The following is a 16,202-nucleotide window of genomic DNA, read 5'->3' on the forward strand; positions in this document are numbered from 1 at the left end:
TATACAAATTTATTATTATTCAAACGTCTGCTTGAATAAAGAAAAAAAGATGTTATGCTATACTCAAACAAATATTTGAATGATGAGGTGTATGTATGAATAAGAAAGAAACATGTGAAGTTTTTTGTTATGACGAAGAAAAGGTTAACCGGATGCAAGAGAATTTACAAACTGTAGATATTGCCGGTATATCACAGATGCTTAAGGCTATTGCCGATGTGAATAGGGCAAAAATCACCTATTCCTTATGCAAGGAAGAGGAATTATGCGTCTGTGATATCGCAAATATACTCGGTGTGACTGTAGCAAATGCATCTCATCATTTACGCACGCTCTACAAAGAAGGCATCGTTACATTCAGGAAAGAAGGGAAACTCGCGTTCTATTCACTGGAAGATCAGCATATTAAAGAAATCATGACGATTGCATTAATACATAGGAAAGAAGTGATAACCAATGTCTGAAGGGATTGCAGAGCTGACTGAAGAAGAAAAAAAAGTTTACCGTGTTCAGGGGTTTTCCTGTGCGAACTGTGCAGGGAAATTTGAGCGCAATGTGAAGAAACTACCTGAAGTTCAAGATGCGAAGGTGAATTTTGGCGCATCAAAAATTTCTGTATATGGTTCTGCAACGGTTGAGGAACTGGAAGAAGCAGGGGCATTTGAAAACCTCAAAGTGGTGCCTGAAAAGTCTATGCGTCAAACGCAACCAGAAGTAAATAAAGAAAAAAAAGTTTACCGTGTTCAGGGGTTTTCCTGTGCGAACTGTGCAGGGAAATTTGAGCGCAATGTGAAGAAACTACCTGAAGTTCAAGATGCGAAGGTGAATTTTGGCGCATCAAAAATTTCTGTATATGGTTCTGCAACGGTTGAGGAACTGGAAGAAGCAGGGGCATTTGAAAACCTCAAAGTGGTGCCTGAAAAGTCTATGCGTCAAACGCAACCAGAAGTAAATAAAGAAAAAAAAGTTTACCGTGTTCAGGGGTTTTCCTGTGCGAACTGTGCAGGGAAATTTGAGAATAATGTGAAGAAACTACCTGAAGTTCAAGATGCGAAGGTGAATTTTGGCGCATCAAAAATTTCTGTATATGGTTCTGCAACGGTTGAGGAACTGGAAGAAGCAGGGGCGTTTGAAAACCTCAAAGTGGTGCCTGAGAAATCCCGGGAAGAAAGTGGACAAGACAAAAAAGAAAAGGAAGTAACCATTCCATTTTATAAAAAGCACAGCACTCTGCTCTATTCGCTACTGTTTATCGCTTTTGGCTTCATTTCAATGTTGGTGAATGGTGATGACAATATTCTTACACCACTGCTGTTCATCACTTCCATGATTGTCGGAGGGGCTTCAATGCTGAAAACGGGTCTCCAGAATTTAGTCCGGTTTGAATTTGATATGCGAACCCTGATGACAGTCGCAGTGATTGGCGGTGTCATCATCGGAGAATGGGCCGAGGTCGCCATTGTTGTCATCTTGTTTGCCATCAGCGAAGCGTTGGAGCGTTTCTCGATGGATCGAGCAAGGCAATCCATCAGTTCATTGATGGATATTGCTCCTAAAGAGGCACTTGTCAGACGCAACGGACAGGAAATGACAGTGCACGTCAATGATATTGCTGTGGGCGATATCATGATTGTTAAGCCTGGACAGAAAATTGCTATGGACGGCGTAATTGTCAATGGCTACTCTGCAATCAACCAGGCAGCAATCACAGGTGAATCAGTGCCGGTTGAAAAATCGATCGATGATGAAGTATTTGCAGGGACACTGAACGAAGAAGGCTTACTGGAAGTTAAAATCACTAAATTGGTTGAAGATACGACCATTGCCAAAATCATTCATCTGGTGGAAGAAGCACAAGGTGAGCGTGCTCCTGCCCAGGCATTCGTTGATAAATTTGCAAAATATTATACGCCTGCCATTATGGGTGTCGCAGTGCTGGTTGCGATTGTACCCCCGTTATTTTTCGGTGCGAGCTGGTCCACTTGGGTGTATCAAGGGTTAGCGGTTCTCGTTGTAGGTTGTCCATGTGCATTGGTAATTTCCACGCCGATAGCGATTGTTTCGGCAATCGGAAATGCTGCCAAGAAGGGAGTCCTTATAAAAGGCGGGGTCTACCTCGAAGAAATGGGTGGATTAAAGGCCATTGCATTTGATAAGACCGGCACACTCACAAAAGGCGTCCCGGTTGTAACTGATTATCGTTTAATCGACAATGCAATTGATGAAAAGGAAATGCTGGCAGTCATCACAGCATTGGAAGATCGTTCTCAGCATCCATTGGCATCCGCGATTATAAAGAAGGCAGACGGTTATAACCTTCCTTATTCTGATATCTTTGTCGAAGACTTTTCTTCTATTACAGGCAAGGGGATACGGGGCAAAATCAATAATGAAATGTATTACGTTGGCAGTCCGGCATTATTTGAAGAGATGGAGGCAGCTAATTTCAATGATGCAATTAAAAGTGATGTCAAAACACTTCAAGAACAAGGTAAGACCGTTATGGTTGCAGGAACGAAAAATACAGTTCAGGCAATTATTGCAGTCGCGGATGAAGTCCGCGAATCAAGTAAAGTGGTAATCCAGAATCTGCATCAGGCAGGCATCGAAAAAACAGTCATGCTTACGGGAGATAATCATAGTACTGCCCGTGCGATTGGTTCACATGTCGGTGTCACAGATATTCAATCTGAATTGCTCCCGCAGGATAAACTAGACGTAATCAAGCAACTAAAAACTGATTATCGTCATGTAGGCATGGTCGGCGATGGGGTCAATGACGCCCCAGCGCTGGCAGCTTCCACCGTTGGTATCGCTATGGGTGGCGCCGGTACAGATACCGCTCTTGAAACAGCAGATGTCGCTTTAATGGGCGATGACCTGAGGAAACTGCCCTTTACCATCAAACTTAGCCGTAAAACATTGAACATCATCAAAGCGAATATCGCTTTTGCCATTGGAATCAAACTGATTGCTCTATTGTTAGTCATCCCAGGATGGCTGACACTATGGATTGCGATTCTCTCGGACATGGGTGCCACTTTAGTGGTGGCCTTGAATGGCTTGAGGCTTATGCGTGTGAAGGAAGATGAATTAAGCTTGGGTTCTTCCCAGATAAATAAAAGTACTGATGTCCAAATATTGGAGTTGGAAAAATGATTGTAACGGTATTTACAGCTGCTGCCGTCTATGTAGCGACAGGAATCGACTATCTCGTCATATTGATTCTTCTGTTTTCGCAAATAAAGAAAAGGAACCAGATCAAATATATCTGGATTGGACAATATATTGGGACAGTCATTATTATACTCGCGAGTCTTCTGGTGTCATTGGGCGTTGCTAATCTAGTTCCCCAACAATGGATAATCGGACTGCTTGGACTGCTGCCGCTTTACCTGGGTATAAAAATATGGATTCAAGGTGAAGAAGACGAAGATGAAGGCAACATTCTCTCCCTTTTCTCTTCAGGCAGATTCAATCAATTATTCATAACGGTCACTTTCATTGTACTGGCTTCCAGTGCGGATGATTTCGCTATCTATATACCGTACTTTACGACTTTAAATATGATGGAAATCATTATTGCCGTCATTGTTTTCATGATCATGGTTGGTGTTCTATGTCTAATCAGCTATCGATTGGCTTCCTTGAATTTTGTTTCAGATAAAATCGAAAAATATGAACGTTGGATCGTTCCAATCGTCTTTATAGGATTAGGAATTTATATCCTATTTGAAAATGGCACATTCAACGCTCTGTTCTCATTCCTATTTTAATAGAAAATTTTATAAGCCGATATCTCTCTTTTAATGTGAGATATCGGCTTAATTTTAGTGCAAAATATCACTTAAATAAGTGCAAAATAAAGTCAAAAGTCACACCCAGATTTAAGACAAAGGTCTGCTAAACTTTAATCACCGATTCACATCCGGTTACCCCTTCTGTCACTTTCGTAATTATTCTGCACTAATTCAGACGATAATTTGCATTATAATTAAAGAACCCAGCTTGTCTTCGTAAGAAGACAAGCTGGGTTCTAAAGTAGTATGTGCAAAATAGTATTTAAAATATATGCAATTCATCGGTGAAAGAGACACTCTAGTGTTGTCTATTTAGGATCTACTCAATTCATACAAATAATGGATTTAAAATTTATTCGTAAATCGGGAATCTTCAAGTTCATTTCCTATATAATAAGAACATTTCACTCGATATTTATCGACCCCTTTTTACATGCTCTCTCGATCTTTTAAATCATTAAATAGCATGTATAGTGCTTATTTTCTTTCATTCAAAAACCCTTCTAAGTACCTCTCATTAATTACATGGATAACATTTCGTTCATTGTTTGGGTAATTAGGAGATAAATAATTAAAGTGAGTTTGTACGTAATTCACTTCATTTAATTAGCCCTCTTTAATATATATTTTTTCGAGTAATTATTTTATTTCTATACTGAAAACCCCTGTATGTTTGTTCCTTGAAGTATCAAATTTCTCAAATACAATTTGAATTTCACCGCCAGAATTCGATAAGCCATAAGAAACCTCTGCTTCTTCCATAGTACTCCCGATAGGAGCAGGCCTTGCACCTTTTATACCAGATGTAGGGTAAGTCTCAGCTATTACACCTTCACTATCAATAACGTTATATGGAGTGAGATATAAGTCTTGTACACTACCTTCAAATCCTAAGTTTTCATAAGTGTAATTTATGATTACGACTTGTTCTGGATTTTTATCTGAAAACTGATTTCTCTCATCAGTACTGTAAACTTGATTAATCTTTAATCGCCATTCATCAGAAATTTCCCACCATTCGCCTTGCGAATATGTAGTCATTTGATCTGCTGATTCTTCATTACTATCTTCAACACCATCCACCACGTCAGTTTCAGTTATCTCTGCTGTATTTTCTGCTTGCTCATCAAAGTAGATAGATAAACCTTCTGGATATTCTCCACCATAATAGTTTTCTATAATTTGACCTGTATTAAACCCAGCATCACCGGATAATTCATTTATAATGGTGTCCCAATCATCAATATCCACAGCGGATGCAATTGCGCCAAATTCAGATATGTTTGATTGTAAATCACGTATAAAATCTAAATCTTGAGTTTCTTTTAGTAATTTTTCTCTAACTGAGCGTACTTCATTCCACATTAAATTATTTTCGTTATACTTTCTGTGTTCTGCACCTGAATCGTGGTGTTCAGTTATTGCAAAAAAATGTGTTAATATTACATTCAAACTATTAAAGTAACTCTCTTTATCTACATTTTCGACGTAAACACTACTTATGTCAGGTGATTCAAAGTTATTAACCAAGAAATCACTTAATGTTTGAGTGATTTCTTGCTGTGCCTTCAACCATTCTTCAGAGAAAAATATTAATTCTGCCTGTACTTCATCAGTCCCCAATTGATTATCCAAGAATTGATAATATGACTTTACAGCTGATATGTAATTTGAGTAGTCTACAAAAATACTCTGTTCACTATCATCATTGACATTATTATCTTCATCTAATTGAGCTAACAAGTTGTTGCTTTCTGTAACTAATTCTCTTGCTAAAGATATATCATTGCTATGTAGCAGACTGACTATCTCGAGATTGTTATTATGTATTTCTTCAACATTATCAAGGACTTCCTCACTGTTCATAGAAGTTTGTCCACATCCAGCCAATAGAATAACGCCGATTAAAAAAAGTGAAAATTTTAATTGTTGCATTGTTAACTCCTTTCAATAATAGTTATTATTTCTAAATATTGTAATTATATTATAACTCAACTAATTTAATTATGGTGGATAAATGTAACGCCCATACTCTAAGACACTCACATATACCTCTACTATCACAACTTGGTGTATCATTAGGAGCAAATATCGATTGATTAGGGCATACTTATCATAAAACTTCGTTACAAATATATTACACGTCACCGAGCAAAGGACTAAGGATATGATGAGTAAACTGGAAAATATTTAGATTTAGGCAGTAAGTAGGTTAGTGTCTTTATTAACAATTAGTATAAGAAAGAGGTTTCATTATGAGAAATAACGATATAGATAACTTAGTTAAAATTATATACGATGAAGAAACTTTTATTGGCCATCTGCAATTAAACGAAAATATAAAAGAATTTAAGATTTTTATTGACTCTTCACACAAATGTTATAATGATTTCAAATCATCTAGGTACAATAATTTCCATTGTCAATTAATAACTGGAGAAATGATTAGTTTATTTAAATGTGTTTTAATACTGGATACAACTGCTGGTTCTACTCATGAGTTGACCTTTAAAGTTAGTCTTTATGTAAACCATTATGTGGAGTCTCTCGAAGGACTTAAAATTAAGAAAATAGGTGCTATTTTTCCTTATCTCCATACGTTATTTATCGGTTCTAAAGAGGAATTAGAATTTTGTGTTGAATTTAACTTTGAAGGTTATAGCATAACATTAGAGACAGAGGAATCTTCAAAGTCAGAGCATGACCTATTTAAGTCAAATACAACTAAGACTATGACAGTTTCTCTTAGAAGTGATAAACACTTACCCCTCAATATTGTAGACAAATTCTTTTTCCGTTTTTCTACAATAACATCCTTCTTATCGAATCATTACATTACATATGAAAAATATTTTGTTCCCAATCAAAAACACTCTTATTACATAGACAATCACATGAAAAAAATTAGTGATGAAAGTGGTCCACCAAACTTAAGTAACTATAACTATAGATTTTCACTACTTACAAATGAACAATTTAAAGAGCACCTCATCAACCCTATATTAGATAAGAAATTTCCTCTTTGGTTAAATTATTCGTCCACATTACGTTTTAAACCTCAACTGATAGAAGAAAAATTTCTCACATATTTTAGATGTATTGAGAGAATTGCTGGTAGCAAAATAGATGCTAAGCTCTACCCAGACCACTGTGTAAATAAAGTAAGAGACAGAGTAGTAGAATCAATGATTAAAGCAGAGTTCTCAGAAGCTGAAGTTGAATATGTCAAAGAGCAAATTCCAAAAGGTAGTACTAAATCAACTAAAGATAAAATTGTAGAGTTAATAAATGGTGAGTTTGAAGTGGATAAATTTTATGAACATGATTGCTTTGACGATCTCGATACTTTTGTGGGAAAAATGACATCATTAAGAAATCATCTATCTCATGGCAATGAGATTAAGACTGAAAGATTACAAAATTCATTAAAAGATATTTTTACTCTTCAAGAAATAGTGGTCATACTATTATTAAGGAAGCAAGGCATCGAGTCTAACTTCCCTTTGAATTATTATGAATTTAAGGACTTTAAATAACTCCAATATCGTCTTAAGAAATTTACATTCTAGTATTCCAATAAACGACCGTTTATTGGATGAAAAATGTATGCCACACTTAGCTAAAGTGTCACTTTTGATTATATTTTGCACCTGTTTTTAAGTGCTATTTTGCACCATAATACATGTGAAAAGAGGTGGAACAAAGTCCTTTATGTTCCAACCTCTATAAGTTTACTTTATCCCAATTACTAAACTGTCCCGTGCATCTTCAACAACTTCTGTTGTAACGGTGTCACTTTCAATTTTATTTTGCACTGATTTAGGCGGTAACTTGTACTATAGTTAAAAACCCAGTTTATCTTTTCAAGAAGATAGCTGGGTTTTAACGTTGTTATACAAAATAACACTTAAAATATATGTATTTTATCGTCATAAATGACACCGAAGTGGATCATTTTATTTTTCTGCGCTCGATCATTTTCCATGCTATCGGCCCCAGTACAAGCAAAAGAATCAACGGAGTCAGAGAGGCTCCGAATGTGGATGTGCCGGTCAGCCCGTGGTTGATGATTTCGATGAAGATGACTGCAAATACGATCAGCGTGCCATTTTTTGTTAAATTGAGTAGTATTCTGCTATTCAAATAGAATTTTTCGATATTAGATTCATCCATGCGTCGCGGATAGTTGTGCATTTCCGGAAACCGCTCCAGCGCCTCGAGACCGGGAATCAGGAACAGTGGTATGACGACGAGAACAATCATTTCATACTTCGACCCGTATCTGTTAACTTCGCCATCCGCTCCGAAGTGGGCGGGTACTTCTGCAGGTAGTGAAGGAAATGTGATGATCACATAGATTAAAGCCCCGATGAAAATGCTATAGCCGATGATGTTCGCGACCCTTTCCGACATGGTCTTCGGAATATCCAGTTTCGCTCTTTCTTTCATATCAATCACCTCAATGATATATTTAGTTCTATTGTATCAGGAAGACCAATCTTAATTTACAATTCTTCTATTATTACTAGAAGCTATATATTTCATTTGCGACATTCCAAAAATCATAATGAAAATTAATGTTTATTTAACGACCGTTTATTGGACCATCTTGTGGAAGAAAAAATTGTATCACTCTATCATAGTAAAACATATACCATCAATGAGATAATGAAAATAACCGGTGTGTCAAAAGGAACGATATATAATGTAATCAATCAGGAGAAATTGAATACATAGCAGGATATGATGCTTATTCGATACGCTAGAATCGGTTCAAACCGTCGCATTGAGATGCGTTTAAAATATAATAAATATACATAGAAAAACCGGTGTCACAAGAAGTACAATTGATACAAGCAGTCGAACATTGAAGTTAGACTAGGAAATGGACAGGAAACGTCTCAGGTGACCTATACAGTATTGGATACAGATGGCATACTGAAAATTACTGATTATCAGTAAGTATATAATTTTAAAAGATATCCGTTGGAGGTAAAGATTTCTTTACACGCTGCGGATATTTTGTTATTGTCTATGTAAAGATAACTTTACATCAAAAGAGGGCGTATTTAATGAAAGTGGTTAACTATATAAAAGAAATACGTCTGTCCAGGGGGATAACCCAGGTTAAAATGGCTGAGGATTTACAGGTCACGAGACAGACTATCAATGCAATTGAAAAGAATAAATATAATCCGAGTCTGGAGTTAGCACTAAAGTTGATAGATTATTTCGATGTACCGATAGACGAGTTATTTATTTTAAAGGGGGATGACGAATGAGTGCCAAGAATGAAAAGAAAGTATTGATTCCAGAGAAATATAGTTCATTGTTCATGATTACTTGCACGTTTTTCGGAGCTATTCTGGGATCGCTTCTGGTGTATTTTATACAAGGAGAATTTCCATATGAAGTGCTCGCAGGTGGATTAGCAGCGATTATTATTCTAATAATTATTGAGGTAATAAAAAAGAAGAGCAAGAAAGATAATGTGCCGGAAGTTGATGAACGGGTAACTCATAATATTTTTAATTTCTTTGCATATGGCTCGCATATCTTTATGGCTATTTTGATTATCGGTATAGCAGTATTTACAATGATGGGTAATGAATCAATGCCATTAGTCTATCTTTGGATATTCGCGTTTGTATATATATGGGTTGTAGGAATAGGTGCTCTTGTTGTTAAAAGAAGATAACGATTAAAGGCACTGGTCAAGACGTGGAAATATTTGAGTTTTCACGTCTTTATTTAGATTAGAAAATATTTCTAAACAGAAATGAATATCTTGGGAAATATAGTACAATAGTAATAACTTCCAATATTTATTAAGCGAGGGTTGTTTTATGGGATATCAGAACGAGGCAGCACTTGAGAATCAGGTAATGGAACAGCTTGGACGACAGGGTTTTGAAAATGTAAAGCTGTATTCTATTGAAGCAATTATTGATAATTTCAGAAAAATATTGAATGAACGGCATCAGGATAAGTTAAATGGTAAACCGCTGACTGACAGTGAGTTTGACCGTTTAATGACTCAGATAAATGGTAAGAATGTTTTTACCAGTGCACAGATATTAAGGGATAAGTTTGTACTCAGAAGAGATGATGAGACAGACATTTATCTGGAATTTTTCAGCAAAGATTCATGGCGTAAAAACATCTATCAGGTAACAAATCAGGTTGCTGTAAGTGATAAGTATAAAGGGCGTTACGATGTCACAATTTTAGTAAACGGATTACCTGTTACTCAAATTGAACTTAAACGCAGCGGTGTAGCCATCGAAGAAGCATTCAATCAGATTGAACGATACCGAAGAGATAACTACAAAGGTTTGTTTAAGTATGTTCAATTATTTATTGTGAGTAATAGCCAAAATACAAGATACTTTGCCAACAGTGACAAAGAGATTTATAAGAGCAGCATGTTCTACTGGTCTGATGATAAGAACAATACTATTAACAGACTGTCAGATTTTATAGAGGACTTTTGTACACCATGCCGTCTGTCTAAAATGATTAGCCGTTATATGATTATTAATGAGACTGATCATAATCTAATGGTAATGAGACCTTATCAGGTCTACGCGACAGAAGCATTGATAGAACGCGCTACTGAAACAAATAATAACGGCTACATATGGCATACAACGGGAAGCGGGAAAACACTGACATCATTTAAAGCAAGTCAGCTGTTGTCTGAAAGACCTGAAATTCAAAAAGTCATCTTCCTTGTAGACCGTAAAGACCTTGATGCACAAACAATGTCAGAGTTTAATAAGTTCCAGAAAGACTCAGTAGACTTTACGACTAATACTGCAAAACTGGAACGCCAGCTGGCAGACAAATCTCAGCCGATGATTGTAACAACGATTCAAAAGCTGAATAATGCTGTTAAAAGAAACAACAGTGTAATGGACCAGTATAAAACAGATAAAGTTATTTTCATTATTGATGAATGTCACCGATCACAGTTTGGTGAGATGCATACACAGATTGCCAAACACTTTACAAACGCTCAATTCTTCGGATTTACAGGTACTCCGAGATTTGATGAAAACAGAAGTGCTGACGGCAGAGCAACAGCAGATATCTTTGATAAGTGTCTTCATTATTATCTAATTAAAGATGCGATTCGTGACGGCAACGTGCTGGGCTTCTCAGTAGAATACATCAACACTTTTAAAGGTGAGAATCCGTTTCTTAATGATGAGTATGTTTCAGGAATTGAAGCAAATAAAATATGGATGGCGGATGACAGGATTAATCTGGTCACAGACCACATATACAATATTCATTCTAAAAAGACAGTCAGAAAAGAATACTCGGCAATTTTAGCGACACAGAGTATCGAAATGGCTATGAAGTATTACGATACATTTAAAGCACGTGAAGCGGACCAGAATGGAAAGAAATTGAAAGTAGTCACGATATTCTCATATGAAGCCAATCAGGATATACGTGAAGGTGAAGTTAAAGAGGCTGGAAAAGATCAGCTTGCACGCGTCATTGCTGACTATAATAAGATGTACGAAACAAACTTTTCACTGGAAACTTATGATGGATACTTCAATGATATTTCTAAGAGAGTTAAGAAAGGAATCAAAGGCGAGAAAATTGATGTGCTGATTGTAGTCGGCATGTTCCTTACAGGATTCGACAGCAAAAAACTAAACACGCTGTATGTAGACAAAAATTTAAGACATCATGATTTAATACAAGCATATTCAAGAACTAACCGTGTAGAGAAGAAAACTAAACCGTACGGAAACATTGTAAACTTCAGAAATCTTAAAAAAGAAACTGATGAAGCTATTAAGCTATTCTCACAGACAGATGATACGGATACTGTTCTGCAGAAACCATATGAAGAATATTTAAAAGAGTTTAAAAAAGCATTATATGCACTAAAGGCAATCGCACCGACGCCTTCAGACGCAAGTCGGAATGTTTTAGAAAAAGAAGAAGAAATTAAAGATTTTGTTGAAGCATTCAGAAGACTGAGCAGGGCTTTAGTAAGTTTAAAAACTTTTATGGATTTTGAATTTAAAGAAGAAGTAACAGGGATTGATCCGCAGGAGCATCAGGATTACCGCAGTCACTATGTAGATTTATATAATGAACATATTAAGAAACCAGATCCAGAAAAAGCATCAATTCTTGATGATATTGATTTCGAGATTGAGATCATTCGTAATGAAATGATTAACGTGAGTTATATCATTAATCTGATTAATGATATTGATCTGGAGAATAAGAGCAATCAGAGAAGAGAAATTGCAAGCATCAGAAATATTCTGGATGGTGCTGATGATGAACAGCTGCGCCTGAAATCAGAACTGATTAAAGAGTTCTTGGATACAGTGGTTCCTACACTTGATAAAGATGCTAACGTTGCTGCAGAGTATCTCGATTTTGAAGAGGAGCAGCGAATCAGAGAAATACAGGAATTTGCAAAAGAGAATGACTATTCGCAGGAACAATTAAATACTCTGTTATCAGAATTCCAGTTCAGCGGGCAGGTTTACCGGAAGGATATAGAAGAAGGTATCTCGGGTTCTTTCTTAGTGAGACGTAAAAAAGTGGATAAGATTCAAAGCTACATCCGCGAAGTAACAGAGAAATACGGAGTTTAAATTAACTCTCAAGTAAAACTTGAGAGTTTCTCATATTTGTTTTACAGGAGGAAACTTTTCAATGATGACAGTAACAGAAAAGCAAAGACAGCAACAGGCTGAATTACAGAAAAAATTATGGAGCATCGCAAATGATTTAAGAGGTAACATGGATGCTAGCGAATTCCGTAACTACATATTAGGATTAATTTTCTATAGATTCCTATCTGAAAAGATGGAAGAGGAAGTTGAAGGGTTATTAAAAGAAGATAAACTTACTTTTGATCAAGCTTGGATGGATCAGGAATTGAGAGAAGCATTATCTGAAGAACTAATTACGCGTATTGGATATTTCATAGAGCCAGAATTTTTATACAGCAGCTTGGTAAGTGATATTGAAGCGGGTAAATTTGATATAGAACAGTTATCTAAAGCGATTAATAAAGTAGAAGAATCTACGCTCGGAACAACTAGTGAAGATGACTTTGTTCACTTGTTCTCCGATATGGATTTAACATCTAACCGATTAGGTAATAACGTTTCTAACCGTACGAAGTTAATTTCTAAAGTCATGTTGAATCTAGCAGATTTACCGTTTGTACATAGTGATATGGAAATTGATATGCTCGGTGATGCTTATGAGTATATGATTGGTCAGTTCGCAGCAACAGCTGGTAAAAAAGCTGGAGAATTTTATACTCCGCAGCAGGTTTCTAAATTATTAGCAGAAATTGTTACGACAGATAAAGAGGATTTACGCAGTGTCTATGACCCGACATGTGGATCCGGTTCATTACTATTACGTGTAGGTCGTTTAGCTCATGTAAGACACTATTATGGGCAGGAATACAATAGTACGACATATAACCTGGCGCGAATGAACATGCTGCTGCATGATGTGAACTTTAAAGCTTTCTCTATAGAAAATGGAGACACTTTAGAAGAACCTGCATTCCCAGACGAGAAGTTTGATGCGATTGTAGCGAATCCACCATACAGTGCGAAGTGGAGTGCCGATCCATCATTCTTAGAAGATGAGCGTTTCAGTAACTATGGTAAATTGGCACCAAAATCTAAAGCAGACTTTGCATTTGTTCAACATATGATTCATCACTTGGATGATGAAGGGACTATGGCTGTTGTTTTACCGCATGGTGTACTTTTCAGAGGAGCTGCTGAAGGAGTTATCCGTAAGTATCTTATAGAAGAGAAGAATTATCTGGATGCAATTATTGGACTACCGGCTAATATTTTCTTTGGCACAAGTATTCCAACGACAATTCTAGTATTTAAGAAATCACGTCAGACAGAAAATGTGCTATTTATTGATGCATCTCAGTCATTCGAAAAAGGTAAGAACCAGAACCATATGTCTGATGAAGATGTGGACAAAATACTGGAAACTTACAGAAACCGTGAAGTTATAGATAAATACAGTTATGTAGCAACGCGTGAAGAGATTGAGGAGAATGAATATAACCTTAACATTCCGAGATATGTTGATACATTCGAAGAAGAAGAACCTGTAGATATTAAAGCACTTCATGAAGAAATTAAAGAAATTAATAAAGAGATTGCTGAAGCGGAAGCGAGTCTTTTAGAAATGCTAGATGAATTAGAAGGCGATGAAGACGGAATGGCACTTATAGAGGCAACGAAAGAGGTGTTTCGTCGATGAGTAAAGAAGAAAGAAGAGTCCCTGAGTTGCGTTTTAAAGGCTTTCATGACGATTGGGAACAGCGTATGTTTCAAGAGTTAGTTAACAGAGTTTCACATAGCAGTGAAAACGAACATTTACCCAGGGTCGAATATGAAGATATTATTTCTGGTCGCGGTGAGTTAAATAAGAATCTATCTTTAAAGGAAAGTGAGAAAAAAGGAACTGAATTTCTTCCAAATGATATTCTTTTTGGTAAACTTCGCCCTTATTTAAATAAATGGTTATACCCAAACTTTCATGGGATAGCTGTTGGCGATTTTTGGGTCCTACGTTCAAGAGAGATTGAAAGTAAATTCATTTACTATATGATTCAAACAAATAAATTCAAATTGATTTCTAATATTTCTTCAGGAAGTAAGATGCCACGTTCAGATTGGAACATCGTTTCTAACAGTAAATTTACAGTACCTTTAAATTTATTAGAGGGGCAAAAGATTAGTGCTACGCTATCTTCTATTGATAATTTAATTACACTTCATCAGCGTAAAATTAATATTTTAGAAACTCTAAAGAAAGTCTATCTTAATGTAATGTTTCCTAATAGAAGTGAAGATATACCACGTTTGCACTTTAAATTTTTTAATGAAGCATGGGAACAGCGTAAAGTAGAAGATATTGCAATTGTAAATACAGGTAAAAAAGATACTCAAGATGCTGTTACTGATGGTGCTTACGATTTTTACGTTCGATCACCTAAAATAGAAAAAATAAATTCTTATTCTTATAATGGTGAAGCTGTACTAACTGTAGGTGACGGTGTAGGTGTGGGTAAAGTATTTCATTATGTGAATGGTAAATTTGACTATCATCAAAGGGTTTATAAAATATCAGATTTCAAAAATTATAATGGCTTATTTTTTTACTATTATTTTTCCAATAACTTTAAGTATGAGGCAAGAAAATATAATGCAAAAACATCAGTAGACTCCGTCCGGCGTGAAATGATTACCAAGATGAATTTTCCAGACACAAGTTTAAATGAACAAGTTCAAGTAGGTCAATTCTTTAAAGAAATCGATAATATCATCACCCTTCATCACAGAAAGTTGCACAGACTTAATAGAATAAAACAAGTGTATTTAAATAAAATGTTTATCTAGAGAGAATTATTCTCTCTAGATATTTTTTATGACAAGGTAGATAAATGTCTTATTATCTTATCGTTATCTTGATTGTCTAATTCTTTAATTATATGCAAATAAGTTTCCTGAGTTGTTATCATGCTGGAATGTCCAAGTCTTTTTGCGACACTGGCAATAGATACACCTGCAAAAAGTAATAATGAGGCATGGGTATGTCTGAGTCCGTGGACTGAAATTATTGGTATATCAGCTTTAATACATAGTGCTCTTAGTCTGTTATTTACCATGGAATTATAGATTCTGCCTTTAACAAATATAGGTTTCTCAGGATCTAATTCTCTAATCATTTGTGAAAACTGCATTGCAACTTGCCAGTCCATTATCACTTTACGATTGGATGATTTGTTTTTAGTTTCCTGCGTTCCACCTTTTGAAGACTTGTAATCCCAAGTTTTCTCTATAGTGATACTTTGCTTAGAGAAGTCAAAATCATTTGGTGTTAAGGCAAGAGCTTCTGAAAAGCGTAATCCCGTTTTAGCAACAAGTAAGATAAACCAGTCCCAATTAATTTCATCATTAAGATCTAAGTTTTTGAGTAAGGCTTGCAGCTCAAACTGATTAAGAAATTTTATCTTCTTTGGTCGTGGTTTTCTCCCTTTAATAATAACTTTTCGCGTAGGATTCTTATCAATAATCCTTTCATCCACAGCATCAAGTATTGCCCCTTTTAACTGATGATGAAAGTCCATTGTTGTTTGTTTCTCATGAGTAAAAGCATAATCATTTAGAATCTGCTGGTAACTTTGACGATCTAAATCATACATACGTAAATTAGGCGCTAATAACTTTAACTTTTGAAGCGTCATATAGTACTTATTTAAAGTGACATCACGTACAGCTCCTACTTTATACAGTTCAATCCAATCTTCAAAGTATCTAAAGAATAATTGATTCTCTCTCTTTTTCACTGCCATAAAAAAAACCT

General features: G+C 35.9%; 13 protein-coding genes and 1 pseudogene. 11 read left to right on the forward strand and 3 right to left on the reverse strand.

Annotated elements, in window-relative coordinates:
• Positions 1–95 precede the first annotated feature (95 nt).
• The 3 genes from HNR41_RS00620 to HNR41_RS00635 are packed head-to-tail and all read left to right on the forward strand — an operon-like array spanning position 96 to position 3,776.
• On the forward strand, positions 96–464 hold the full coding sequence (locus HNR41_RS00620; protein WP_052256044.1) for an ArsR/SmtB family transcription factor: 369 nt from the start codon (positions 96–98) through the stop codon (positions 462–464).
• Positions 457–3,159 (forward strand): heavy metal translocating P-type ATPase, encoded by a 2,703-nt coding sequence (locus tag HNR41_RS00630; protein ID WP_260399561.1) that lies wholly within the window; start codon positions 457–459, stop codon positions 3,157–3,159. The genes HNR41_RS00620 and HNR41_RS00630 overlap by 8 nt, the downstream gene beginning before the upstream one ends.
• A complete protein-coding gene (locus HNR41_RS00635) occupies positions 3,156–3,776 on the forward strand; it encodes a CadD family cadmium resistance transporter (protein ID WP_046791364.1) in 621 nt (206 codons plus the stop codon). The genes HNR41_RS00630 and HNR41_RS00635 overlap by 4 nt, the downstream gene beginning before the upstream one ends.
• 663 nt (positions 3,777–4,439) lie before the next feature.
• Here HNR41_RS00635 and HNR41_RS00640 read toward each other — a convergent pair.
• Positions 4,440–5,735 carry a hypothetical protein gene (locus HNR41_RS00640; protein ID WP_184280726.1) on the reverse strand — a complete coding sequence of 432 codons (1,296 nt, stop codon included), beginning with the start codon at positions 5,733–5,735 and terminating at the stop codon, positions 4,440–4,442.
• A gap of 89 nt (positions 5,736–5,824) precedes the next feature.
• Between HNR41_RS00640 and HNR41_RS11330 the strand changes: the two are divergent.
• A pseudogene (locus HNR41_RS11330) lies at positions 5,825–5,994 on the forward strand (tyrosine-type recombinase/integrase); the annotation flags it as partial.
• 61 nt (positions 5,995–6,055) lie between these two features.
• Positions 6,056–7,336 carry a hypothetical protein gene (locus tag HNR41_RS00645; protein WP_184280728.1) on the forward strand — a complete coding sequence of 427 codons (1,281 nt, stop codon included), beginning with the start codon at positions 6,056–6,058 and terminating at the stop codon, positions 7,334–7,336.
• 415 nt (positions 7,337–7,751) lie between these two features.
• Here the strand turns inward: HNR41_RS00645 and HNR41_RS00650 are convergent, their stop codons facing one another.
• Positions 7,752–8,249, reverse strand: a complete 498-nt coding sequence (locus HNR41_RS00650; RefSeq protein ID WP_184280730.1) for a DUF1648 domain-containing protein — start codon at positions 8,247–8,249, stop codon at positions 7,752–7,754.
• 162 nt (positions 8,250–8,411) lie between these two features.
• Here HNR41_RS00650 and HNR41_RS00655 point away from each other — a divergent pair, with 162 nt between their 5' ends.
• From HNR41_RS00655 to HNR41_RS00680, 6 genes are all read left to right on the forward strand, one after another.
• Positions 8,412–8,537 carry a helix-turn-helix domain-containing protein gene (locus HNR41_RS00655; protein ID WP_229714938.1) on the forward strand — a complete coding sequence of 42 codons (126 nt, stop codon included), beginning with the start codon at positions 8,412–8,414 and terminating at the stop codon, positions 8,535–8,537.
• Positions 8,538–8,872: 335 nt separating this feature from the next.
• Positions 8,873–9,082 (forward strand): helix-turn-helix transcriptional regulator, encoded by a 210-nt coding sequence (locus tag HNR41_RS00660; protein WP_026859830.1) that lies wholly within the window; start codon positions 8,873–8,875, stop codon positions 9,080–9,082.
• Positions 9,079–9,498: a hypothetical protein gene (locus HNR41_RS00665; RefSeq protein WP_184280734.1), complete on the forward strand. Its 420-nt coding sequence runs from the start codon at positions 9,079–9,081 to the stop codon at positions 9,496–9,498. The genes HNR41_RS00660 and HNR41_RS00665 overlap by 4 nt, the downstream gene beginning before the upstream one ends.
• 148 nt (positions 9,499–9,646) lie before the next feature.
• Positions 9,647–12,436 (forward strand): type I restriction endonuclease subunit R, encoded by a 2,790-nt coding sequence (locus HNR41_RS00670; RefSeq protein WP_184280736.1) that lies wholly within the window; start codon positions 9,647–9,649, stop codon positions 12,434–12,436.
• 64 nt (positions 12,437–12,500) lie between these two features.
• Entirely contained in the window at positions 12,501–14,093 is a 1,593-nt protein-coding gene (locus HNR41_RS00675; protein ID WP_184282795.1) for a type I restriction-modification system subunit M, read from the forward strand.
• Positions 14,090–15,235, forward strand: a complete 1,146-nt coding sequence (locus tag HNR41_RS00680) for a restriction endonuclease subunit S (protein WP_184280739.1) — start codon at positions 14,090–14,092, stop codon at positions 15,233–15,235. The genes HNR41_RS00675 and HNR41_RS00680 overlap by 4 nt, the downstream gene beginning before the upstream one ends.
• A gap of 26 nt (positions 15,236–15,261) precedes the next feature.
• On the opposite strand, the gene HNR41_RS00685 is transcribed toward HNR41_RS00680, so the two are convergent.
• Positions 15,262–16,191 carry a site-specific integrase gene (locus tag HNR41_RS00685; RefSeq protein ID WP_184280741.1) on the reverse strand — a complete coding sequence of 310 codons (930 nt, stop codon included), beginning with the start codon at positions 16,189–16,191 and terminating at the stop codon, positions 15,262–15,264.
• Positions 16,192–16,202 lie beyond the last annotated feature (11 nt).

The organism is Jeotgalicoccus coquinae (assembly GCF_014207425.1).
Taxonomy (GTDB): domain Bacteria; phylum Bacillota; class Bacilli; order Staphylococcales; family Salinicoccaceae; genus Jeotgalicoccus; species Jeotgalicoccus coquinae.